We start from the raw sequence: 22,837 nt of genomic DNA on the forward strand, positions 1-22,837 counted from the left end.
CCAGCGCTACATCGACACCTACTGGTCGCGGTTCGAGGGCCGCTACTTCGCCGGTGACGGTGCCAAGAAGGACGAGGACGGCGACATCTGGCTGCTCGGCCGGGTCGACGACGTCATGCTCGTCTCCGGCCACAACATCTCGACCACCGAGGTCGAGTCGGCCCTGGTCGGACACCCGTCCGTGGCCGAGTCCGCCGTGGTCGGCGCCGCCGACGCCACCACCGGCCAGGCGATCGTCGCCTTCGTCATCCTCCGCGGCACCGCCGCCGACAGCCCCGAGCTGGTCGAGGAGCTGCGGGCGCACGTCGGCCGGACCCTCGGCCCGATCGCCAAGCCGAAGCAGATCAAGGTCGTCGGCGAGCTCCCGAAGACCCGCTCCGGCAAGATCATGCGCCGTCTGCTCCGCGACATCGCCGAGGGCCGCGAGATCGGCGACACCACCACCCTCGCCGACTCCACCGTGATGAACCTCATCCAGGCCCAGCTCCCCCCGGCGGGCAGCGAGGGCTGACCGGGCCGACCGGGCCGAGAACGCCGGAAGACCCGGAGACCACGGTGCCCCCGGGCGGTTGCGACCGCCCGGGGGCACCGTGGTCGGCGACGGCGGGGGTGGACCGGTGACCCCCCGGCGGCCGGCCCGTCAGCCGCCCCGGCGCTCGGCGACCAGCGTGCGCAGGGTCTCGTAGGCGCCCTGGACCAGGCTCCGGCTGCGCAGCGGCAGCGCGCCGGCCATCACCGCGATCCCGACCTGGGCACGCGGGCTGAACCCGACGAAGGTGGTGGACCTCCGGGTGACCCCTGCGTGGTAGACCAGCTCGTCGCCCATCGTGCCCACGGTGCCCAGCGCGCCCTCCATGCCCTCCGCACCGGCGCCCGACTCCGCCGGGGACTCCGGACCCGGCCGGGCCGCCGAGCGCGACGCGCCCGCCAGTTCTGCCACGTCCGCCCCGTCCGAGAGGTCCTCGGGATCCTCGGGATCCGCCGGACCCCGGTGTGACCACGACGCGCGGTGGTTCCAGCCCAGACAGATCCGGGGGCCGCCGCGCCGCCCGCCGGTGCGCGGCCGACGCACCTCCCCCAGCGCCGTCCGCAGCACGGCCGCGTCGGCCCGCTCGGGGAGCGGCACGGCGTCCAGTGCCAGGTTCGCCTGCAGGTAACGGAGCATGTCGTCCGCCGTGGAACGGAGCGCGGCGGCGCCCGGGAGGGCGGGCAGCCGGAAGGACGGCACGCGCCTACCGCGCCGGTAGCCGGCGTCCTCCTCGCGGCCGGGACCGCAGGAGGTGTCCACCAGTCCCAGCGGGCCGCAGACCCTGGCGGCGAGCAGATCGTCATACCGCTGTCCGGCCGCGTTGGCCAGCAGGAGTCCGAGCAGGCCGCAGCCGAGGTTGGAGTACCGCACCTGCGCACCCGGGGTTCCTCGGACCGCCGTCCGGGGCAGCGCCCGGAGCAGGTGGGCCGGACCGAAGGTGGCGTACGGGCGGGTGAACCAGCGCGGGGCCACCGCGGGAAGCAGCCCGTCCGGCAGCCGGGGCAGCCCCGAGGTGTGGGTGGCCAGGTGGAGCAGGGTGATCGGCCGCTCGTGCGGGTAGCCGGGGGCGGCGTCGGCGGGCAGGTAACGGTCGATCGGATCGTCGTAACCGACCTCGCCGCGGGCCGCCATCTCGGCGAGCAGCAGCCCGGTGAAGGTCTTGGTGACGGAGCCGAGCTCGAAGCGGGTGTCGGCACGAACCGGGCGTTCGACGGAGCGGTCGACGTGCCCGCGGCAGGCGACCGTCCGCTCGTCCCCACGGATCACCACCACGGCGGCACCGCCACCCGGGGCGGCGGCCCGGAAGAGCGGGCGGAGCAGGCGGCCGAGGTCCGGCCCGGGCTCGGAGGCAGCGGCAGCGGCCGAACCGGAGGCGGAACCGGAGCCCGGGCCGGGCCGATGACCGGGCAGGCGGTCCGGCCGGTCGTCCGGCCGGTGGTCGGACGAGGCGTCGGGACCGGGCGAGCGGTGGAGGGCGCCGTTCATCACCGCGGGCTCCGGTGGGAGGGCCGCGACGGGAGTCGTAAGAGGGGTGGTCCGGGCATGGTGGTGCCTCCCGAGGAGGAAGGGAACGGGGCTGGACACCGGCCGGGCTGAACCGGGCCGGCGCCTGCGGTCGACGATAGGGAGCGGTTCACCCGTCTGCATGCCGCAGACTCCGTTCGGGTGTCGCACCTCCGTTCGGACGGGTGCAGAACAGGCCGCCAAGTCCTAAGTCCTGAAGTATGACAATCCGGACGTCGCCTTGCCGTTCCCGCTAGAATGTCAACGACGCATCAAGATTCCGCGTCACAGGGCGCGCCGGGAAGTCTGGTCGGCACTGCACCACAGGTGCATCCGGACACCGTTTCCCCGCCCCAGGAGGTCCCTCGTGGCCAGCCAGCCGCCCGCCCAAGAGCCGACGACCCGACGCCGCCAGCTCCTCGGCAGGTTGTCCCTCCCCGAGCGCACGTACATCACCGACGCCCTGCGGACGGAGACGGTCGGCGGCATCCTGCTGCTGATCGCCGCGGTGATCGCCCTCATCTGGGCCAACGTCTGGCCGCACGCGTACGAGAGCGTCCTCGACTACACCGTCGGGCCCTCCGGACCGCTCCACCTGGACCTCACGCTGGACGCGTGGGCCAAGGACGGGCTACTGACGATCTTCTTCTTCGTGGCCGGCATCGAACTGAAACGCGAGTTCGTCGCCGGCGAGCTGCGGACCCCGAGTGCCGCACTGCTGCCGGTGGTGGCCGCGGTCTGCGGCGTCACGCTGCCGGCCGTCCTCTTCGCCCTCGCCAACTCGGGCGCCGGCGGCCACCCGGGCGGCTGGGCGATCCCGACCGCCACCGACATCGCCTTCGCGCTGGGCGTGCTGGCCGTGGTCGGCAGCCACCTGCCGTCCGCGCTGCGGGCCTTCCTGCTCACCCTCGCCGTGGTGGACGACCTGATCGCCATCCTGATCATCGCGATCTTCTACAGCTCCGGCATCAAGTTCTGGGCGCTCGGACTGGCCTTCGCCGGGCTGGTGCTGTTCTGGTTCCTGCACCGGCGCGGGGTGCACGGTTGGTACCTGTTCGTTCCGCTGGCCTTCCTGAACTGGGCGCTGATGCACGAGAGCGGCGTGCACGCCACGGTGGCGGGCGTCGCGATGGGCCTGATGCTCCGCTGCCACCGGGAGGGCGACGAGAAGCAGTCCCCCGGCGAGCACATCGAACACCTCGTCCGCCCGGTCTCGGCGGGGCTGGCCGTGCCGGTGTTCGCGCTGTTCGCCGCCGGGGTGACGATCACCGGGCCGGCGCTCGGCGAGGTGTTCACCCAGGCCACCCCGCTCGGCATCATCCTCGGCTTGCTGGTCGGCAAGACCGTGGGCATCTTCGGCGGTACCTGGCTGGCCGCGCGCTTCACCCGCGCCGAGCTGAACCCGCAGCTCAAGTGGGCGGACATGTTCGCGGTCTCGGTGCTGGCCGGCATCGGCTTCACCGTCTCACTGCTGATCAGCGAACTGGCCTTCCCGGACGACCCGGCGCTGGCCGACCGTTCCAAGGCCGCCGTTCTGGTGGGCTCGCTGCTCTGCGCGCTGATCGCCACCGTCCTGCTGAAACTGCGTAACCGTCACTACCAGGAACTGTGCGAGGAGGAGGACCGCGACCTGGACGGCGACGGCGTCCCCGACGTCTACCAGCTCGACGACCCCGCCTGGCAGGCCCGCATGGCCGAACGGGCCCGTGCAGCCGAGCGGGCCGGCGGGACGGAGCCCACCCGCCCCACCGAGAAGGGCCCGGACGGGACCCGCTGAGGCGGCCCGACCGCCGGGACACGTCCCTCCGGCGGGGCCCCCGGAGTGGTGTGCGCTCGGGCGGTAGGGGCATGATTCTGAACTGTCGACAGTCCACCGACGCCGCCGGGCCGCCCCGGTCACCCGGAACCGCCCGGGAGCCGCACCGTGCGGCGGCGTCACACGCCGCACGGCCGAAGAGGAGAACAGCTGATGCCCGCAGGAGCCGCAGACCCGTCCAGCAACGGCCGGGCGCCCTACGAGGGCGAGCGTTCGGTGGGGCAGCTGTTCGCGGCGGCCACCACCGACCTGTCCGCCCTGGTCCACGACGAGATCGCGCTCGCCAAGGCCGAGCTGCGCGCGGACGTCAAGCGCGGTGTCTCCGGCGGCGTCTCGCTGGTGGTCGCCGGTGTGGTGGCGCTGGCCGCCGTCCCGATGCTGAGCGCCGCCGCGGCGTACGGGATCCACGCGCTGGGCCTCTCGCTGGGCTGGTCGTTCCTGATCGTGGCCGGTGCGTACCTGCTCCTGGCCGTACTGCTCGGCCTGCTGGCGCTGCGTTCGTTCAAGCGGATCGAGAAGCCGCACCGGACCATCGAGGGCGCCCAGAAGACCGCCGACGTACTCAAGAACGCCCGGCCGCGTCCCGCCACCAAGGAGGAGATCGACCGGGCCCTGGGCCGCATCCCGTAAAGGGCGGCCGGAACGGACGCGGGCACCCGCCGGGCGGACGGCGGGCCGGCGGCGAACAGGCCGGCGGCGAGCGGACGGGCGGACGCCGTGGGCCCGTGGCGCCGGGCGGCGAGCCCCGGGACGCCTGACGCACCGAGTGCGAGTGCCGGGCACGTGTCCGGCACGGGGATGTGACACGCTCTCGGTATGTCGCTCGACCAGAAGCCCGTGCCCGCGCAGCCGTCCGCCCGCTCCGGCGGCACATCCGGCGACGACGACCACGACAGCGCCTCCGGCCCCACCGACGGCGCCGCTGTCAACGGGACGACCGACGACGCCCCCCTCGACTCCGCGTGGGACATCCGGCAGGCGGGGCCCTGGACCCACCGCGACCTCGCCGCCAACGGTGCCCGGTTCCACATCGCCGAGCTGGGAGCGGGCCCGCTGGTCCTGCTGGTGCACGGCTGGCCCGAGTACTGGTGGGCCTGGCGCCACCAGCTGACCGCGCTCGCCGCGGCCGGCTACCGGGCCGTCGCGCTCGACCTGCGCGGGATCGGCGGCAGCGACCGCACCCCGCGCGGCTACGACCCGGGCAACCTCGCGCTCGACATCACCGGGGTGATCCGCTCCCTCGGTGAGAACCGGGCCCACCTGGTCGGCCACGCCTCGGGCGGGACGCTGGCCTGGGTGGCGGCGGTGATGCGGCCGTCGGTGATCCAGAGCCTCACCGTGGTCTCGGCGGCACACCCGCGCGACCTCCGTCGGGCCCTGCTCACGGACCGGCGCCAGATGGCCGCTTTCGATCACGTCCTGGGCTTCCAGCGGCCGTGGATACCGGAACGCCGTCTGGTGGCCGACGACGCGGCACTGGTCGGCCGCTACCTGGACGACTGGACCGGCCGCAACCAGCTGGACCGCGCGACGGTGGCCGCGTACCGGCGGGCGATCCGGATCCCCAGCACCGCGCACTGCTCGATCGAGCCGTACCGGTGGCTGCTGCGGTCGATGGCCCGGCCGGACGGCATCCAGTTCGCCCGCCGGATGAAGAAGCCCATCACCGCGCCGACGTTGCACGTCCAGGGCGCCGCGGACCCGGTGCTGCTGTCCCACACCGCGCTCGGCGGCGGTGAGTACGTCGCCGCGCCGTACCGCTGGCGGCTGATGCCCGGGATCGGGCACTTCCCGCACGAGGAGGCGCCGGAGCAGTTCACCGCGGAACTGCTGGACTGGATCGGCCGCCACAAGGACTGAGTGCAGGGCGGGGCACCCGGGTCCGTCCGGGTTCGTCCGCGAGCGGGCCGATGATCAGGGTCGAAGGTCCCAACTCCCTTTACAGTGTGCTCATATGACAAACGCATAGGCCAAGATGGGCACAACTCCCGTGGTTACCCCCGTCGGCCCAGGGGCATCCATTGCGGTATGACCTGGATGCCCGATCGCGACGGCGCCCCGCGCGGCCGACGCCACACCAGCCCGCAGCGCTCCGCCGCCCACCGCACCGACTGGTCGGACGACCTCGGCTACGACGTCGTGGACCGCCACCAGCGCACGGACCAGCGGCAGCTCGGCATCCCACGCATCCTCGGCCGTCGCGCCCGCTGGGTGGGCGCCAGACTCCGACGCGAGACCTGAGGCCCCGACCCGGCCCCCCCGGGAGGACCGGCGGCCGTACGGATCAGAGGGCGCAGCCCTGGGTGTCGACCCGGGCCGTGGCCGTGCTGCCCTTCTCGGCGTCCTCGCGCACCTCGGCGGCGGTCAACACGTACCCGGTGTCCGCGCTGTCCAGCGACTTGGCGAACACCATCCCGAAGACCTGGCCGTCCGGCGTGAGCAGCGGACCTCCGCTGTTGCCCTGGCGGACCAGCGACCGCACCGAGTAGACGTCCCGAACCACCTGGCCGCGGTGGTAGATGTCCGGACCGTTCGCCTGGATCCGGCCGCGGATGCGGGCCGGCTGCACGTTGAAGGCGCCGTTCTCGGGGAAGCCCGCCACGATCGCGCTGTCGTTGGTCTTCGCCTCGCCGGCGAAACCGAGCGGCGGCGCGTTGAGCTTGGGCACGTCCAGGATCGCGATGTCGCGCTGCCAGTCGTAGCGGACCACCGTCGCGTCGTACAGCTGGCCGACCCCGCCGATCTGCACGGTGGGCTCGTCGACCCCGCCGACGACGTGGGCGTTGGTCATCACCCGGTGCGGGGCGTAGACGAAGCCGCTGCCCTCCAGCGTCTTGCCGCAGGACGTGGCGGTGCCGACCACCTTGACCAGGCTCTGCTTCGCCTTCGCCACCGCCGGGCTCGCGGCCAGCGCCGGGTCGGGGATGTCGACCTGGGTGATCGGCTCGTGCTCGAAGGGGTTGAACACCTGCGGGAAGCCGTTGCGGGCGAGCACCTTGGAGAAGTCCGAGAACCAGTTGGGCGCGTCGGACGGCAGCGTGTCCTGCACGCCGCTCAGGATCGCCGAGGTGCGGACCTGCTTGGAGACGGTCGGCAGGGACGTCCCGGCCAGGGCCGAACCGATCAGCCAGGCCACCAGCAGCATCGAGATCACGTTCACCACGGACCCGCCGGCCGCGTCCAGCGCCCGCGCCGGGCGGCGGTCGATGTGGCCGCGCAGCTTCCAGCCGAAGTGGGTGGTGATCGCCTGGCCGATCGCCGCCAGCACGATCACCACCACCACGGCGATCACGGAGGCGGTGGTCCCGGGGCTGAGGTGGTCGAGCAGCAACGGCAGCAGTTGGACGGCGAGCAGGCCGCCGCCGAGGAAGCCGAGGACCGACAGCACGCCGACCACGAAGCCCTGCCGGTAGCCCGACACGGCGAATCCCACGGCGGCGGCGATCAACAGCACATCCAGGACGTTCACCCGAACACCCTCCCATGCCGCGCCGCGCGCGCGGACGGGCGGGCGGCCGGGAGGGCGGCCGGGAGGGTCCGGCCCGCCGTTCCCGCACGGCCGGCGGCACGGGCCGCCACGTCCGGGCGGGCCGCCGCACGGGCCGCCACGCTCCCGCTCACCGGGACGGGACCCGCCGCGCCCCCGCTCACGACGGCCCGGAGTCGCGGCCGAGCACCGCACGGGAGCGGTCCCGGTCGCCCTGCACCAGCTCCAGCGCCTCGTCCGACAGATTGACGATCCTGGCGGTGTCCCACGGCCGCTCCATGCCGCTGTGGTGGAGCACCCGGTCGATCACCCCGGCGGTGAAGCCCCACACCAGACGCCCCGCGACCGCGAAGGCCGGGCCCAGGTGACCCGAGGGATGGCGGAGCCTGGCCCGGTTGGCCGGGTCGGTCAGCTCGTCGATCGACACCCGGAACACCGCGCCGGTCTCCGCGGTGTCCACCGGCCGGACCGGCGACTCCTCGCGCCACCAGCCGAGCACCGGGGTCACCACGAACCGGCTGACCGGGATGTAGAGGGCCGGCAGGGTCGCGAAGACCTGCACCCCGGCCGGATCCAGTCCGGTCTCCTCCCAGGCCTCCCGCAGCGCCGCCGCGACCGGCCCGGGGCCGGCGGGGTCACCGTCCTCCGGGTCCAGCGCGCCGCCCGGGAAGGACGGCTGGCCCGCGTGCGAGCGCAGCGAGCGGGCCCGTTCGATGAGCAGGACGTCCGGACCGGTGGCGCCCTCGCCGAACAGCATCAGGACGGCGGCGGCGCGTCCGCCCTCGGGGGGCGGCAGGAAGCGGCTCAGCTGCTCGGGCAGCACCCGTTCCGCGGCTTCCCGGACCGGCTCCAGCCAGGACGGCAGGCCGTCCCGCTCGATCCCGGCCGCGCCGGCGGTCACTCGGCCACCGCCAGGTCGGCGACCTCGCCCCGGTGGGCGGCGGCGTCGGCGCGGGCGGCGGCCTCGCCCGGGAAGTCCGCGGGCGGCCTCAGCCGCTGGCCGGGCTGGCCGCCCATCTCGTACTTGAGCAGCTTCTGCGCCTTCTCCGGATCGGTCTCCCCCTCGCCGTACGCGGGGCAGAGCGGCGCGATCGGGCAGGCCCCGCAGGCGGGCTTCCGGGAGTGGCAGATCCGGCGGCCGTGGAAGACCACCCGGTGCGAGAGCATGGTCCACTCGGACTTCGGGAAGATCTCCGCGACGACCGCCTCGACCTTGACCGGGTCCTCCTCCGCCGTCCACCCGAACCGTCGGGACAACCGCCCGAAGTGGGTGTCCACGGTGATCCCCGGGACCCCGAAGGCGTTGCCGAGCACGACGTTGGCGGTCTTGCGACCGACGCCGGGAAGGGTGACCAGGTCCTCCAGCCGGCCCGGGACCTCGCCGCCGAACTCGTCCCGCAGCGCGATCGACAGGCCGATCAGCGACCTCGCCTTGTTCCGGAAGAAGCCGGTCGGCCGGATGATCTCCTCCAGCTCCGCCGGGTCGGCGGCCGCCATGTCCTCCGGCGACGGGTACTTCGCGAACAGTGCGGGTGTCGTCTGGTTCACCCGCAGGTCGGTGGTCTGCGCCGACAGCACCGTGGCCACCAGCAGCTCGAAGGGGTTGTCGAAATCCAGCTCCGGATGCGCGTACGGGTACAGCTCCGCCAGCTCCCGGTTGATCCGCCGCGCCCGCCGCACCATCGCCAGGTGCGACTCCGGTTTCCTCGGCCTGACCGTCGCCGCCGGCTTCGCAGCCGCCTTGGTCGCCGGCTTCGCGACCGCCTTGGTCCCGGCCTGCCGGACCTTGCTCTCTGCCATGCACGAAGGCTACGCCGGACGGTCCGCCGCGTGCGGCGGATCAGCGATGACCGATGGACGACCGGTGGCGGCACGCCGCACACCGGCCGCCGGGAGGGCGCGTTCACCGGGGCGGGGCCCCCGGGAGGGCGCGTTCGCCGGGGCGGGGGCGCACGGGATAGCGTCACCCGCATGGTCAGCACCGCCGCCCCGAGGGCCTTCCTTCCGCCCGGGCCCGACGGCCCGTGCCCTCTGACGGTGCTTCGACCGCCGCGCCGCCGAGGCCGTCCGCACCACCGCCCGCGCCGCCGTCAGCTCCACCGCCTGTGCGGCCGGTGAGCCGGCCCGCACCGCGGCACGTAGGAGCGGATCTGCTCGCCCCCCGGCCGCAGCCGCTGCCGCCGCTGGTCTGGCCGCCACGGTTGCGGTGGCTCCCGCACGGCGCCGTGGTCCTCGGGGCCCTGGCCCTGGCCGCGACGGGCGCGGACCCGGTCGCGCGCCTGCTGGCCGTCGCCCACGCGGGGACCCTGGTGGTCGCGCTGCGCCGGCCGGTGGTCGCCTGGTGGCTGGCGACGGCGCTCGCCGTCGTCATCCCCGTCGCCCACCCGCCCACGCACGACAACGAGCTGTGGACGTGGCCGGTCCAGGCCGGAGTGCTGCTCCTGCTCGCCCTGCGGAACCGGCCGGCGGTGTCCGTCACGGCGGCCTCCGTGAGCGCGCTCTGCGGCGCGTCGCTGAAACTTGCCGGCCTGCCGGTCGGGTCGTGGGCCTTGGTCGCGGTCGGCTGCGGGTGGTTCGCGCTGGCGGTCCTGATCGGCGCGGTCCGCCGCGGACGCCGCAAGGACCGGGCCCGGCTGATCGAGCAGACCGCCGCGACCGCGCACGAACGGGCGCTGCGCACCGTGCTGGAGGAACGCGCCAGGATCGCGCGCGAGCTGCACGACGTGGTCGCCCACCACATGTCCGTCGTGTCGATCAAGGCGGACGCGGCGCCGTACCGGGTGGCGGACCCGCCGCCGGAACTGGTCGCCGAACTGGCCGCGATCCGCGCGGTCGCCCTGGACGGCCTGACGGAGCTGCGCCGCCTCCTGGGCGTGCTGCGTGCGGACGGTCCGGAGGAACGGTTCGGCGGCACCGCGCCGCAGCCCTCCCTGGAACGGCTCGACGCGCTGCTGGACACCGTCCGCTCCGCCGGGCTGACGGTCGGTCTGGTCGTCGACGGCCCGCGCCGCCCCTTGCCGCCGGGCGTCGGGCTGTCGGCCTACCGGATCGTCCAGGAGGCGCTGAGCAACACGCTGCGGCACGCACCCGGCGCGCAGTCCGTCGTCGAACTCGCCTACCGCCCCGCGGCACTGGGGCTGCGGGTCGCCAACGGGCCCGCGACGCAGGAGGCACCGCCCTCCCCCGGCAGCGGTCACGGGCTCACCGGCATGCGCGAGCGGGCGGCGATGCTCGGGGGCGACCTCGCCGCCGGTCCGACCTCCGACGGCGGGTACGAGGTCACCGCCGTCCTGCCCACCACCACCCCCCACGAGGACGGCCCGGCATGACGACCAGGGTGTTGATCGCCGACGACCAGGGCATGGTCCGCGAGGCCTTCTCGGTCCTGCTCGGGGCCCAGCCCGGCATCGAGGTGGTCGGCACCGCACGGGACGGCGCCGAGGCCGTCGCCCGCGCGGAGGAGCTGCGCCCCGACGTGATCGTGATGGACGTCCGCATGCCGGTCCTGGGCGGCATCGAGGCCACCCGCCGGATCACCGGGCTGCTGGGCGGGACCACGCGGATCCTGGTGCTCACCACCTTCGACCTCGACGAGTACGTGTACGAGGCGCTGCGGGCGGGCGCCACCGGATTCCTCCTCAAGGACGCGTCCGGCGTGGAACTGGCCGAGGCCGTCCGGGTGGTGGCACGCGGCGAGGCGATGCTCTCGCCGGACCTGACCAGACGGCTGATCACCGAGTTCTCCCGGCTGGATGGTGCGGCCCGGCCGGCGGCCGGACCATCGGACGGACCATCGGACGGGCCGGCGGACGGGGTGCCTTCAGGGACGACAGGGGCGTCCACCAAGGCGTCCGCCGGCGCCTCGCCGCCTCGGCGGTTCCGGCGGAGCGGGCCCCGCGAGCAGGTCACCGGACAGGCCGCCGCGCAGGTCACCGGGCCGCCCCGCGAGCGGGTCGGCGGACCGACCGCCGGGCTCACCGAGCGCGAACGCGAGGTGCTGGTCCAGATCGCCCGCGGCCTCTCCAACGCCGAGATCGCCCGCGAGCTGGTGGTGGCCGAGGAGACCGTCAAGACCCATGTGGGCCGCATCCTGCGGAAGCTGAGCCTGCGTGACCGCACCCAGGCCGCCGTCTTCGCGTACGAGAACGGGCTGGTCACACCGGGGAGCGACGCGGCGGACCGCTGAGCGGCGTCCCCCGCGAGAGCCACGTCCCGGGGTTGGCTCCGCCGGGGGACGCGGGGTGCGGCCGGGTTCGGGGAGGCTCGGAGGTGTCGGCGGGCCGGCGGGAGCACCCGCCGGCCCGAGCCTCGCGATCCCGCGCCCCGGCACCTCACCCCGCACCCCGCAACCCCGCACAGGAGCACCGGTATGACCCCGTCCGTCCGAACCGTCCTGTCGGCGGCACCCCGCCGGCTCAGGCGAGCCGTCCTGGTCGCCGCCGCCCTGCTCGCCTCGTCGCTCACGTTCCTGGTCGCGGTGATCATGCTCGGGGCATACCTGCCGGCGATCCCCAAGGCGGGGATCATCGGACCGGTGCTCGGCGGCCAGTACCCCCTCCTCGTCGCCCTGCTCGGCCTGGCCGGCGCCGCGCTCGCCACCGCCGCCCGGCGCGGCGGCCTGGTGCGCTGGGGCCGGACGGTCACCGTGGTCGCGGCGCTGTCGACCGCCGCCGCACTGGTCATCGGCGGGATCCAGTACGCCGACGCCCGGCGGGCCGGCGCCGAGGTCTCGTTCGGCGAGGTCTTCGGCCAGCTCGCCTACCCGGACACCGCGCCCGACTCCACGGAGACGTACGGGACCGCCGACGGCGAGGAGCTGAAGGCCGACGTCTACCTCCCCCCGCGCCACGACGGCCGGACTCCCGCCGTCGTGCTCGCCCACTCCGGCGGCTTCCACACCTTCGACAAGTCCGACCTGCGCGGCACCGGACGCTGGCTGGCCGACCACGGCGTCGCCGTCTTCGCCGTCGACTACCGGCTCGCCCGGCCCGACCGCCCCACCTGGGACAAGGCCCCTCAGGACCTCGTCGCCGCGCTGCGCTGGGTGCAGGACCGGACCGACGCGTACGGCCTCGACCCCGACCGGATCGCGCTGGGCGGCATGTCGGCCGGGGGCACGCTGGCCATGAACGCCGCCTACCGTCTGCAGAACGGGACGATCAGGCCGACGAGCGGTGCCGCGCCCAGGCCCCCGGCCTCGGTCGTGGGCTTCTACCCGGGTGTCGACGTCACCGAGATGTGGCGGCGCGACGTGGCCGGCACCCGCGCCGCCGCCGAGCTGTACACCGGCGGCACGCCCGCGCAGTATCCCGACCGCTACCGCGAGGTGTCCCCCGCCCCGGAGGTCCGCCCGGGCCTCCCGCCCACCCTCCTCGTGGTCGGCGACCGCGATCGCAGCGCCCCGCCCGGAGGTGTGGAGGCCCTGGGCGACACGCTGCGCACGGCCGGCGTCCCCACCACCGTGCGCGTGCTGCCGTTCGCCGAGCACGCCTTCGACGACGCCTACGGCAGCCTCACCTCCCAGACCGGCCGCCGGGTCCTCCTCGACTTCCTCACCGGACGGCCCGTTCACTGACCGGCCCCCCGACGCGGTCCCCCGACGCGGTCCGCCGGCGCGGTCCGCCGGCGCGGCCGGTCCCGGGTGCGACCCGCCGCGGCGAGCCGCACCCCGAGCCTCAGCCCCGCCCGAACAGGGCGTCGACCTCGCCGAAGCCGAGAGCGCCGGCCGGCTCGGTCAGCGAGCCCGCGCCGAGCAGCTCGGCGGCGCCCGCCCGGGCGGCGGTGTAGGCGAACTGGGCCAGGCTCGTTCCGACGCTGACCCGCCGCACCCCCGTGGCGGCGAGCTCGGCGACGGTGGGCCCGCCCGCGACGGCCATCGCGTTGACCGGCAGCGGCGAACGCGCGCAGAGCGCGGCCAGCGCGTCGAGGTCCAGCAGGCCCGGCACGAAGAGACCGTCGGCGCCGGCCTCCGCGTACGCCTCGGCGCGGACGAGAACGTCGTCGAGGCCGCCCAACCCGAACAGGAAGACGTCCGTCCGGGCGTTCACCACCAGCTCCGGCAGGCCCGCCCCGGCCGCCGCAGCTCGCGCCGCGCGCAGCCGCTCGGCCTGGTCCGCGACCGCGAACAGCGGGCCGCCGACGGCCACCGAGTCCTCCAGGTTGACGCCCGCCGCACCGGCCCCGACCAGCGCCCGGACGGTCTCGGCCACGTCGTCGGGCTTCGGGCCGTAACCGCCCTCGGCATCGACGGTGACCGGCAGGTCGACGGCGGCGGCGACCCGACGGGCCACCTCGACGGCCTCCGCCCGGTCGAGACGCTGGCCGTCGCCGCGCCCGAGCGACCAGGAGACACCGCCGCTGGTGGTGGCGATCGCCGCCGCTCCGACCGAGGCGATCACGGCGGCGCTCCCGGCGTCCCAGGCGTTCGGCAGGACGAGCACGCCGTCGGCGACGAGGGCCCGCAGGCGTACGGCCCGCTCACGGAGGACCGGGAGGGAGGGGACCGCGGACAGGGGGGCGGCGGGAGAGGTCATGAGGGTCACCGGCTTTCACACGGGGGATCGTGGTGCGACACCGGAATCCTCGCGGGCGCCATACGGTCGGCTCCAGTGATTAAGCTGAGACCGAATCTCGGCCCGGACCGGAAGGTGGCGGCGATGCGGACCGCGCTCGCGTTCTCGACGGACGACCTGGCGCGGACCAGGTTCGCCGTCTCCCCGATGTGGGAGGTGGTGACCAGCCTCCGGGCTCTGGCCCACACGCCCGTCCCGGCACTGCACCGGCAGTGGGCGGGGCAGGTCCGGCCCCGGCTGGCCGCCGCCGGACCCGTGTACCGGCGGCTGGCCGCGATGGTCCCGCCCGAGGGCCACCTGCCGGACTTCCTCAACCCCGTCCCGGCCACCAGCGCCCCGGCGCTCGCCGACGAGCTGGCCGCGATCGCCGCCACCGGTCCTGCCCAGGTGCGGGCCGACCTGGACCTGCTGGCCGCCGCGCACGACGGCCGGCTCCCGGCCCCGCTCGAACCGCTCTACCGCGACCCGGCCGGCCGGTTGCCCCGGCTGACGGCCGACATCAAGGCGTACTGGCAGCTGGCGCTGGCGCCGTACTGGGCCCGGATCCGCGCGCTGCTGGACGCGGACGTGCTGCACCGCGCCCGCCAGGCAGTCGGGCACGGCACCGCCCACGTCCTCGACGACCTGCACGAAACGGTCCGCTGGGACGGCGGCGCGCTCCGGCTGGAGCAGCGGCACTGCGCGGTCCGGCGCCTGGACGCCGGTGCCGGGCTGCTGCTCGTACCGTCGGTGTTCGCCTGGCCGCGGGTGCTGACCCGGTCGCTGCCGCCCGACCCGCCGCAGCTCGCCTACCCGGCCCGCGGGATCGCCACGCTGTGGGAACCCCGGCCGAGCACCGGCTCCGACGCGCTCGCCGCCGTCCTCGGCCGTTCCCGGGCCCGGTTGCTCGCCGAACTCGACTCGCCGGCCTCCACCACCGAACTGGCCCGGCGCACCGGTCTCTCCGCCGCCGGGGTCTCCCAGCACCTCACCGGCCTGCGCGCGGCCGGGCTGACCAGCGCGCACCGGGCCGGTCACGCCGTGCTCTACGCCCGCACCGCCGTCGCCGACGCCCTGCTCGCTCCGGAAGCGGCCTCCGGAGCGGGAGCGGCGCGGTGAACAGCCCGGTGAACGGCGCGGTGAACGGCGCAGGAATCGGCAGGCTGGACGGCACGGGGAACCTCGCGGAAACGGCTCAGGGACCCGTGCGACCGCGGTGACCCCGGCTTGACGCCGGGTTGACCTGGCGGTACGGGCGGTACGAATGGCCCCGCGCAGCACCCCTCGGCGCACCCCCTCCTCATATGATCGGAGCGACATGCGCCATGCTTGGTGATGCAGAGCACTGTACGAACTTGTGCCGAACGGCTTGACGGCCGGCCGGCCGAGAAGGAGGAAGCACGTGGACGACGTTCTGCGGCGCGCCGCACTCTTCGCGGCACTCGACGACGAACAGGCCGGCGAGCTGCGCGCTTCCATGACCGAGGTCACGCTCGCCCGCGGTGAGTCGCTGTTCCACGAGGGCGACCCGGGCGACCGGCTCTACGTCGTCGCCGAGGGCAAGGTCAAGCTGCACCGCGCCTCGCCGGACGGCCGCGAGAACATGCTCGCCGTCCTCGGCCCGAGCGAGATGATCGGCGAACTGTCGCTCTTCGACCCGGGCCCGCGCACCGCCACCGCGAGCGCGCTCACCGAGGTCAAGCTGCTCGGCCTCGGCCACGGCGACCTGCAGCCCTGGCTGCACGCGCGCCCCGAGGTCTCGATCGCACTGCTGCGCGCCATCGCCCGCCGCCTGCGCCGGACCAACGACGTGATGTCCGACCTGGTCTTCTCCGACGTGCCCGGGCGCGTCGCCAAGGCCCTGCTGGACCTCTCCCGCCGGTTCGGCGTGCAGTCCGACGAGGGCATCCACGTCGCCCACGACCTCACCCAGGAGGAGCTGGCCCAGTTGGTCGGCGCCTCCCGCGAGACGGTCAACAAGGCACTCGCCGACTTCGCCGGCCGCGGCTGGCTGAAGCTGGAGGCACGCGCGGTGGTCCTGATGGACGTCGAGCGGCTCTCCCGCCGCTCGCGCTAGTCGATCGGCCGCCCGGGACCCGGGACCCGACCGGAAGCCTGCACGACGAGGGGCCCGTACGCCGAGCGTACGGGCCCCTCGGCCGTCCGGGCCCCTCGGCCGCGCGGCACCGGGTCAGTCCGGGATGAGCCCGTGCTCCCGCAGGTACTGGAGCTGGGCCCGGACCGACAGCTCGGCGGCCGGCCAGAGCGCACGGTCCACGTCGGCGTAGACCCGCGCCACCACCTCGCCCGCCGTCCGGCAGCCGGCCTCGACCGCCGTCTCCACCTGGGCCAGCCGGGAGGCCCGGTGCGCGAGGTAGTAGTCGACGGCGCCGAGCGCGTCCGCGAGGACCGGGCCGTGGCCGGGCAGCACGGTCCCCACCCCGTGCTCGGCCGCCATGGTGTGCAGGTGCCGCAGCGAGTCGAGGTAGTCGCCGAGCCGGCCGTCCGGGTGGGCGACCATCGTGGTGCCCCGGCCGAGCACGGTGTCCCCGGTGAGGATCGCCCCGTCGGCGGGCAGGTGGAAGGTCAGCGAGTCGGAGGTGTGCCCGGGGGTGGCGACCACGCGCAGGTCGAGGCCGCCGACGTCCAGGCGCTGCCCGTGCGTGAGGCCCTCGGAGCCGAGCCGGTGCGCCGGGTCCAGCGCGCGCACCTCGGAGCCGGTCAGCTCCGCGAACCGGGCCGCGCCCTCGGAGTGATCCGCGTGGCCGTGGGTGAGCAGGGTGAGCGCCACGCGCTTGCCCTGCTGCTCGGCGGTCTCGACCACCCTGCGCAGGTGGCCCTCGTGCAGCGGGCCGGGGTCGATCACCACCGCGAGGTCCGAACCGGGCTCGGAGAGCAGCCAGGTGTTGGTGCCGTCCAGCGTCATCGGCGACGGGTTCGGCGCCAGCACGCACAGCGCCCGGGGGGTGGCCCCGCCGCCGATGGCGGCGGCGGGGTCACCCGGCAGGAGTCCGCTCACCGGCCGCCCTCGCCGTCGCGATGCAGCGCGCGCAGGGGGAGGACCCGGGTGAGTGCGCGCTGGGCCAGCTCGCTGAAGGGGACGAGGCCGCCCTCACAGGCGGGGGTACGCGGGTTCAGGCTGCGGGCGGGCACCTGGCGTGCCGTCCGGCGAGCCACATCGTTGTGGGTCATCGGGCGTCGGTCCTTCCACTCGGATTCACGGGGTTCACGGGGATCGGGGAGGTCGGCGAGGCCGGGGAGACCGCGGGGGCTCGGCGGAGCCGACGGGTCCACCGGGATCGCCCGGTTCACCGGTCTCGGCCGGGTCGGCCGGCTCGCCGGTCTCACCGGGTTCGTCGAAGTCATCGAGGTCATCGAGGTCGTCGCAGTCATCTGAAGTCGTCGCAGTCGTCGGAGCCGGGGGACTCGACCGCGTCCGGGCCCGGAGGGCTCAGCCGCCCGGACGGACGGGGAAGGAGCCGTCGATCGTCAGCTCGTCGTACCCCGTCCAGCGGACCGTAAGCCGGTCGCCCCGCACCTCGGCCCGACCGAGCACCGGGGTCAGCGAACGGTCACCGGCCACGGCCAGCGCCTCGGCGGCGCTGCGCACCGGCAGCAGTTCGCGCAGCACCGTGACGGTCGGCGGCAGCATGCCGTACCGGCCCTCCTCGTAGCCCCTGACCGCCTCGGCCGGGGTCAGCCAGGCGACCCGGTCGGCCTCTCCGACCTCGCGGGCGGCTCGCTGGCCGGGCGGCAGGGCGGCGACGAAGAACCAGGTGTCGTACCGGCGCTCCTCGAAGGCCGGGGTGACCCACCGGGCCCAGCCGGCCAGCAGATCGCTGCGGAGCAGCAGACCGTGCTCGCGCAGGAAGTCGGCGAAGGAGAGCTCGTGGGCCTCCAGGGCGGCGCGTTCCGCGCTCCAGTCCCGGGGTTCGGCGACGCTGTCCGCGTCCGGCCCCGCCAGCAGGACGCCGGCCTCCTCGAAGGTCTCGCGGACCGCCGCGCAGACCACCGCCTGGGCGGTGCGGGCGTCCACCCCGAGCCGTTCGGCCCACTCCTGCGGGCCGGGCCCGGCCCAGCCGAGTTCCGCCTCGGCGTCCCGCCGGTCCACCCCGCCGCCCGGGTAGGCGTACATGCCGGCGGCGAACGCCATCGAGGTGCGGCGGCGCAGCAGGTAGGCCTCGGGTCCGGGGGCGGCGTTCGGCGCAGTGCCCCGCTCCGCGTCCGTACCCGGCTCCGCATCCGCGAGCGGTTCCACGCCCGGCCCCGCGTCCGGCCCCGCGTCCCGGAGGAGCACCACGGTGGCGGACGGCTTGGGCACGGGCGGGCTCAGCTCGCCGGACTCGACCGCCCGGATCCGGGCAGGCCAGCCGGGAGGCATCGGGAGCGTCGTTGCTCGCTGGTCCATGCCCGGATGCTAAACGCCCGGGGGCGGGGTTGGACAGGGGTGATCCGCTGCCCGCCCCCGCTCCGGGGAGGTCCTCCGGTCACACGCGGGGTCAGGCCCCGGCGCGGACCCGGACCTGGAGCTCCACCTCGACCGGGGCGTCCAGCGGCAGCACGGTGACGCCGACGGCGCTCCGGGCGTGCACGCCGGCCTCGCCGAACACCTTGCCGAGCAGCTCGCTCGTACCGTTGATCACGCCGGGCTGGCCGGTGAAGTCCGGGGCGGAGGCGACGAAGCCGACCACCTTGACGACCTGCTCGACCAGGTCCAGGTCACCGATCACCGACTTGACGGCGGCCAGCCCGTTGAGCGCGCAGACCTGCGCGAGCTCCTTGGCCTCCTCCGGGGTGATCTCGGCGCCGACCTTGCCGGTGTTCAGCAGCTTGCCGCCCACCATCGGCAGCTGGCCGGAGGTGAAGACGAACTCGCCCGTGCGCAGCGCCGGGACGTAGGCGGCGACCGGGGCGGCCACCGGCGGCAGGGTCAGGCCCAGCTCGGCGAGCCTCTCCTCGACCTTGCTCATGCCTGCTTCTCCCGCTTGAAGTAGGCCACCAGCTGCTCCGGGTTCGGACCCGGTACGACCTGGACGAGCTCCCAGCCGTCCGAGCCGAAGTTGTCCAGGATCTGCTTCGTGGCGTGCACGAGCAGGGGTGCCGTCATGTATTCCCACTTGGTCATGGCCAGACTCTAGACGCTCCGCCCGGGCGACCGGCGCGGCCCGCGCTCGTGCGTGTGAGGTGGCCCACAAACCGGGCATGATTCAGGCCTGGCCCCCCCGGTAGTCCCGGCATCCGGCGCGGTCCCTGGTTACCCTCGCGGGAGGGCACCCTGAGCGGTGCCGCCCTCGGAGACGGACGGAGACGGAGCGTGGCACGCACCCCCGGCCAGGCGGCCCGGCGCGATCCCGACTGGGAGGGCGTGCGGTTGCACGTGGTCAGCGGCAAGGGCGGGACGGGCAAGACCACCCTGGCCGCGGCACTGGCGCTGGCCCTCGCAGCGGAGGGCCGCCGGACGCTGTTGATCGAGGTGGAGGGCCGGCAGGGCATCGCCGAGCTGTTCGGGATCGCGGCGCTGCCGTACGAGGAGCGCCGGATCGCCTCGGTCTCACCCGCCCAGTTGGGACTGCCCGGAGGTACCGCGGGCGGTGGCGAGGTCCACGCGCTCGCCATCGACACCGAGCAGGCGCTGCTCGAGTACCTCGACATGTTCTACAAGCTCGGCCGGGCCGGCAAGGCGCTGCAGAAGGTGGGCTTCGTCGACTTCGCGACGACCATCGCGCCGGGCGTCCGGGACGTCCTGCTGACCGGCAAGGCCTGCGAGGCGGCCCGGCGCAAGGGCCCGGACGGGCGCCGCCGGTACGACGCGGTGGTGATGGACGCGCCTCCGACCGGACGGATCACCAGGTTCCTGAACGTGAACTCCGAGGTGGCCGGGCTGGCCCGGTTCGGGCCGATCCACTCCCAGGCGCAGGCCGTGATGCGGGTGCTGAAGTCGCCCGAGACCGCGGTGCACCTGGTCACCCTGCTGGAGGAGATGCCGGTGCAGGAGACCGTCGACGGCTTCGAGGAGCTGCGCGAGGCCGGCCTCCCGGTGGGCGGGGTCCTGGTGAACATGGTCCGGCCGCCGCTGCTGGACGCGGCGGCGGTGGCCGCGGTCGACGGCGACCACCGCGAGGAGGTCGCGCTCGCCCTCGTCGAGGCGGGGCTCGGCGGGCGCTCGCGCAAACCGGAGACCGTCCGGGCCGCGGTCGAACCGCTGCTCGGCCCGCTGCTGGACCAGGCACGGGAGCACGCCGAGCGGGTGGAGCTGGAGCGCGAACAGCGCGCCGACCTCCAGCAGCTGAAGCTCCCGACCTACGAACTGCCGCTGCTGGGCGAGGGTGTGGACCTCGGCGGGCTCTACCGGCTGGCGGGCGAACTGAAGCGTCAGGGGGCAGCGTGAGCACGGGCGGGCGGAACAGCGTGCAGAGCGGCGGGAACGTGCAGAGCGGCGGCAGCCGGCTCGCCGTGGACGAGCTGATCGACAACCCGAAGACCAGGATCATCGTCTGCTGCGGCTCGGGCGGCGTCGGCAAGACCACCACCGCGGCGGCGATCGGCCTGCGGGCGGCGGAGCGGGGCCGCAAGGTCGTCGTGCTGACCATCGACCCGGCGCGGCGGCTGGCGCAGTCGATGGGCCTGACCGAGCTGGACAACACGCCCAGGATCGTCAAGGGCGTCACCGGCGACGGCGAGCTCCAGGCCATGATGCTCGACATGAAGCGGACCTTCGACGAGGTCGTGCTGGCCCACGCCGAGCCCGAGCGGGCCCGGGCGATCATGGAGAACCCCTTCTACCAGTCGCTGTCGGCCGGCTTCGCGGGCACGCAGGAGTACATGGCGATGGAGAAGCTCGGCCAGCTCCGCGCGGCCGAGGAGTGGGACCTCATCGTCGTCGACACCCCGCCGTCCCGCTCCGCGCTGGACTTCCTGGACGCGCCGAACCGGCTCGGGTCCTTCCTCGACGGCAAGGTGATCCGCATCCTGACCGCGCCGGCCAAGGTCGGCGGCCGGTCGGCGATGAAGTTCCTCAACGTCGGCATGGGCCTGCTCACCGGCACCCTCGGCAAGATCTTCGGCGCCCAGCTGCTGACCGACGTGCAGACCTTCGTCAGCGCGACGGACTCGATGTTCGGCGGCTTCCGGGAACGCGCGGACCGGACGTACCAGCTGCTGCAGGCACCGGGCACGGCGTTCCTGGTGGTGGCCGCGCCGGAGCGGGACGCGCTGCGCGAGGCCGCGTACTTCGTGGACCGGCTGGCCGCCGACCGGATGCCGCTGGCCGGCCTGGTACTCAACCGGGTGCACGGCACGGGCGTCCCGCAGCTCACCGCGGAGCGGTCGCTGGCGGCGGCCGAGGCCCTGGAGGAGAACGGCTCGGAGCACGCGTCGCCGGAGGCCGAGCTGCTCGCGGCCGGGCTGCTGCGCCTGCACGCCGAGCGGATGCAGGTGATGGCGCGGGAGCGCCGCACCCGCGACCGCTTCGTCTCGGTCTACCCGGACGTGCCGATCGTCGAGGTCGCCGCGCTCCCCGGGGACGTCCACGACCTGGAGGGCCTGCGCACCATCGGTGAACGGCTCAGCGGGGCGACCAGCTGAGCCGTGCGGTCACCGACCGGACGGCGCAGTCACCGGACGGCGAAGTCACCGGGCGGGCGGTTCCCGGCGGGGCTGTCCCCGGCGGGGCGATCACCGGCGGGACCGTGCGGTCACCGGCCCGGGCAGGACCACGGGCCGGGAATGACCACCGACCGAACAGGGCCGAACGAGGCCGAACGCCGAGTGAAGCCATCGGCCGGACGGCCCGGAGGTTCAGCCCGCCTGGGCGTAGTCCGTCAGTATCACGCCGGTGGCCAGCGAGGTCTCGTACTCGGTGCGGGCCGTCTCCAGCAGCCGCCGCCACGAGACCACCGTCGGCCGTCGGCGCAGCAGCGCCCGGCGTTCGCGTTCGGTCATCCCGCCCCAGACCCCGAACTCCACCCGATTGTCCAGCGCGTCGGCCAGGCATTCCGTGCGGACGGGACACCCGCTGCACACCGCCTTGGCGCGATTCTGCGCCGCCCCCTGGACGAACAGTTCGTCCGGATCACTCGTGCGGCAGGCGGCCTGCGCACTCCAGTCGTCTACCCAGCCCATGCCGGCGCCGTCCTCTCCCGAATCGAGGCTCCCCCACGGCGGCAACGGCATATTCACCGTTGCCAGTTGAGGACGTTACGGAAGAACGACAGGTTGCAACAGCCCCTTCGGGCTCAATCTCGAATGACCCGATTGGACTATGGGTATCGATCAGCTCACTCGTTGGAGTGACCGCAGGTCGCAAGCCTTGCCAGGGTCGCGGGCGCCACTCTCGCCACGCGAGTCGTCACTGAGCGCTACCGGACACAGGTGCACAGCCAGCGACAGCTGCCTCAAAAACCCCCCAAGAAAGGGCAATTCGGGCAATTCTCATCACTCACAAGAGTGACAGATGCTGACAGAGCGAAGCTGTCGCAAGCTTGTGACAAGCCTAGGCGAACACCTGCCCCGGTGTGCGGGAATCGGCAACGTAGGGTTCTCCCATGGCACCGAAGCGCCCCCAGGCACCCCAGCCCCCAGGCAACACCGGAGCTCCGCGCGGTACACGCCGCGAGTCACCGCTGGCTTACGCGGGACACGGAGTCAAGTTCCTGGGGGTCAGCGTGCTCTCCGGAGTCCTGCTGGCCGGCATGGCCCTGCCCGCCGTCGGCGCGCTCGGCCTGACCGCCAAGAACACCGCAGAGGGCTTCTCCAACATCCCGGACGACTTCAAGACCCCTCCGCTCTCCCAGGCGACCCAGATCTTCGACGCCAAGGGCGGGCTGATCGCCAAGGTGTACGAGCGCGACCGCACCGTCCTCGCCGCCGACCAGATGTCGCCGTACATGCGGCAGGCCCAGGTCGACATCGAGGACGCCCGCTTCTACGAGCACGGCGCCGTCGACCTCAAG

Annotated in this window: 24 protein-coding genes; 13 read left to right on the forward strand and 11 right to left on the reverse strand. The window is 74.2% G+C overall.

From position 1 onward, the window contains the following. Positions 1-511 (forward strand): AMP-binding enzyme (locus PUR56_RS03805; protein WP_443034432.1); only part of this gene is annotated, 511 nt, incomplete at its 5' end. 129 nt (positions 512-640) lie between these two features. Here the strand turns inward: PUR56_RS03805 and PUR56_RS03810 are convergent. Then, positions 641-2,014: a serine hydrolase domain-containing protein gene (locus tag PUR56_RS03810; RefSeq protein WP_329947844.1), complete on the reverse strand. Its 1,374-nt coding sequence runs from the start codon at positions 2,012-2,014 to the stop codon at positions 641-643. 385 nt (positions 2,015-2,399) lie between these two features. Between PUR56_RS03810 and nhaA the strand changes: the two genes are divergently transcribed. From nhaA to PUR56_RS03830, 4 genes are all read left to right on the forward strand, one after another. Further along, positions 2,400-3,809, forward strand: a complete 1,410-nt coding sequence (gene nhaA, locus PUR56_RS03815) for a Na+/H+ antiporter NhaA (RefSeq protein ID WP_329947845.1) — start codon at positions 2,400-2,402, stop codon at positions 3,807-3,809. Between the two features lie 192 nt (positions 3,810-4,001). Further along, on the forward strand, positions 4,002-4,478 hold the full coding sequence (locus PUR56_RS03820; protein WP_329879057.1) for a phage holin family protein: 477 nt from the start codon (positions 4,002-4,004) through the stop codon (positions 4,476-4,478). A 186-nt stretch (positions 4,479-4,664) separates the two neighbouring features. Then, positions 4,665-5,708, forward strand: coding sequence for an alpha/beta fold hydrolase (locus PUR56_RS03825; protein ID WP_329947846.1), 1,044 nt, complete (start codon positions 4,665-4,667; stop codon positions 5,706-5,708). A gap of 168 nt (positions 5,709-5,876) precedes the next feature. Continuing rightward, entirely contained in the window at positions 5,877-6,089 is a 213-nt protein-coding gene (locus PUR56_RS03830; protein WP_329879055.1) for a hypothetical protein, read from the forward strand. A gap of 43 nt (positions 6,090-6,132) precedes the next feature. On the opposite strand, the gene PUR56_RS03835 is transcribed toward PUR56_RS03830, so the two are convergent. From PUR56_RS03835 to nth, 3 genes are all read right to left on the reverse strand, one after another. After that, positions 6,133-7,317 (reverse strand): MarP family serine protease, encoded by a 1,185-nt coding sequence (locus tag PUR56_RS03835; protein WP_329879054.1) that lies wholly within the window; start codon positions 7,315-7,317, stop codon positions 6,133-6,135. Positions 7,318-7,495: 178 nt separating this feature from the next. Continuing rightward, positions 7,496-8,236: an NUDIX hydrolase gene (locus PUR56_RS03840; protein ID WP_329947854.1), complete on the reverse strand. Its 741-nt coding sequence runs from the start codon at positions 8,234-8,236 to the stop codon at positions 7,496-7,498. Then, the gene (gene nth, locus PUR56_RS03850) at positions 8,233-9,135 is read right to left on the reverse strand and encodes an endonuclease III (RefSeq protein ID WP_380356780.1); all 903 of its coding nucleotides are present in this window, start codon (positions 9,133-9,135) and stop codon (positions 8,233-8,235) included. The genes PUR56_RS03840 and nth overlap by 4 nt, the downstream gene beginning before the upstream one ends. 314 nt (positions 9,136-9,449) lie before the next feature. On the opposite strand from nth, the gene PUR56_RS03855 reads away from it, so the two are divergent. The 3 genes from PUR56_RS03855 to PUR56_RS03865 all read left to right on the forward strand — a co-directional run bounded on the left by PUR56_RS03855 (position 9,450) and on the right by PUR56_RS03865 (position 12,910). Then, positions 9,450-10,664: a sensor histidine kinase gene (locus tag PUR56_RS03855; RefSeq protein WP_329947847.1), complete on the forward strand. Its 1,215-nt coding sequence runs from the start codon at positions 9,450-9,452 to the stop codon at positions 10,662-10,664. Continuing rightward, complete coding sequence (locus PUR56_RS03860) at positions 10,661-11,521, forward strand: response regulator transcription factor (RefSeq protein WP_329947848.1); 861 nt, start codon at positions 10,661-10,663, stop codon at positions 11,519-11,521. Before PUR56_RS03855 ends, PUR56_RS03860 begins: the two co-directional genes overlap by 4 nt. Before the next feature lie 183 nt (positions 11,522-11,704). Beyond that, positions 11,705-12,910, forward strand: a complete 1,206-nt coding sequence (locus PUR56_RS03865; protein WP_329947849.1) for an alpha/beta hydrolase — start codon at positions 11,705-11,707, stop codon at positions 12,908-12,910. Between the two features lie 100 nt (positions 12,911-13,010). Here the strand turns inward: PUR56_RS03865 and PUR56_RS03870 are convergent, their stop codons facing one another. Then, entirely contained in the window at positions 13,011-13,868 is an 858-nt protein-coding gene (locus tag PUR56_RS03870) for an isocitrate lyase/PEP mutase family protein (protein ID WP_329947850.1), read from the reverse strand. Positions 13,869-13,991: 123 nt separating this feature from the next. On the opposite strand from PUR56_RS03870, the gene PUR56_RS03875 reads away from it, so the two are divergent. Together PUR56_RS03875 and PUR56_RS03880 are read left to right on the forward strand one after the other, a co-directional pair. After that, positions 13,992-15,005 carry a helix-turn-helix domain-containing protein gene (locus PUR56_RS03875; RefSeq protein WP_329947851.1) on the forward strand — a complete coding sequence of 338 codons (1,014 nt, stop codon included), beginning with the start codon at positions 13,992-13,994 and terminating at the stop codon, positions 15,003-15,005. 283 nt (positions 15,006-15,288) lie between these two features. Continuing rightward, complete coding sequence (locus PUR56_RS03880; protein WP_030392646.1) at positions 15,289-15,963, forward strand: Crp/Fnr family transcriptional regulator; 675 nt, start codon at positions 15,289-15,291, stop codon at positions 15,961-15,963. A gap of 114 nt (positions 15,964-16,077) precedes the next feature. Here the strand turns inward: PUR56_RS03880 and PUR56_RS03885 are convergent, their stop codons facing one another. The 5 genes from PUR56_RS03885 to PUR56_RS03905 form a co-directional block, all read right to left on the reverse strand. Then, positions 16,078-16,905 (reverse strand): MBL fold metallo-hydrolase, encoded by an 828-nt coding sequence (locus tag PUR56_RS03885; RefSeq protein WP_329947852.1) that lies wholly within the window; start codon positions 16,903-16,905, stop codon positions 16,078-16,080. Continuing rightward, the gene (locus PUR56_RS03890) at positions 16,902-17,078 is read right to left on the reverse strand and encodes a hypothetical protein (RefSeq protein ID WP_329879045.1); all 177 of its coding nucleotides are present in this window, start codon (positions 17,076-17,078) and stop codon (positions 16,902-16,904) included. The genes PUR56_RS03885 and PUR56_RS03890 overlap by 4 nt, the downstream gene beginning before the upstream one ends. A gap of 259 nt (positions 17,079-17,337) precedes the next feature. Then, complete coding sequence (locus PUR56_RS03895) at positions 17,338-18,294, reverse strand: NUDIX hydrolase (protein ID WP_329947853.1); 957 nt, start codon at positions 18,292-18,294, stop codon at positions 17,338-17,340. A gap of 91 nt (positions 18,295-18,385) precedes the next feature. After that, on the reverse strand, positions 18,386-18,856 hold the full coding sequence (locus tag PUR56_RS03900) for a RidA family protein (protein ID WP_329879043.1): 471 nt from the start codon (positions 18,854-18,856) through the stop codon (positions 18,386-18,388). Next, entirely contained in the window at positions 18,853-19,011 is a 159-nt protein-coding gene (locus PUR56_RS03905) for a DUF4177 domain-containing protein (protein WP_329879042.1), read from the reverse strand. Before PUR56_RS03905 ends, PUR56_RS03900 begins: the two co-directional genes overlap by 4 nt. 189 nt (positions 19,012-19,200) lie before the next feature. Here PUR56_RS03905 and PUR56_RS03910 point away from each other — a divergent pair, with 189 nt between their 5' ends. Both PUR56_RS03910 and PUR56_RS03915 read left to right on the forward strand, forming a co-directional pair. Beyond that, a complete protein-coding gene (locus tag PUR56_RS03910) occupies positions 19,201-20,274 on the forward strand; it encodes an ArsA-related P-loop ATPase (protein WP_329879041.1) in 1,074 nt (357 codons plus the stop codon). 20 nt (positions 20,275-20,294) lie between these two features. Then, positions 20,295-21,470 (forward strand): ArsA family ATPase, encoded by a 1,176-nt coding sequence (locus PUR56_RS03915; RefSeq protein WP_329947855.1) that lies wholly within the window; start codon positions 20,295-20,297, stop codon positions 21,468-21,470. A 213-nt stretch (positions 21,471-21,683) separates the two neighbouring features. On the opposite strand, the gene PUR56_RS03920 is transcribed toward PUR56_RS03915, so the two are convergent. Continuing rightward, positions 21,684-22,007, reverse strand: coding sequence for a WhiB family transcriptional regulator (locus PUR56_RS03920; protein WP_327678535.1), 324 nt, complete (start codon positions 22,005-22,007; stop codon positions 21,684-21,686). A 569-nt stretch (positions 22,008-22,576) separates the two neighbouring features. Here PUR56_RS03920 and PUR56_RS03925 point away from each other — a divergent pair. Further along, positions 22,577-22,837, forward strand: a 261-nt coding sequence (locus PUR56_RS03925) for a transglycosylase domain-containing protein (RefSeq protein ID WP_329879060.1), incomplete at its 3' end; no start/stop codon positions are given.

It is taken from the genome of Streptomyces sp. BE303 (assembly GCF_036290945.1).
Lineage (GTDB): Bacteria > Actinomycetota > Actinomycetes > Streptomycetales > Streptomycetaceae > Kitasatospora.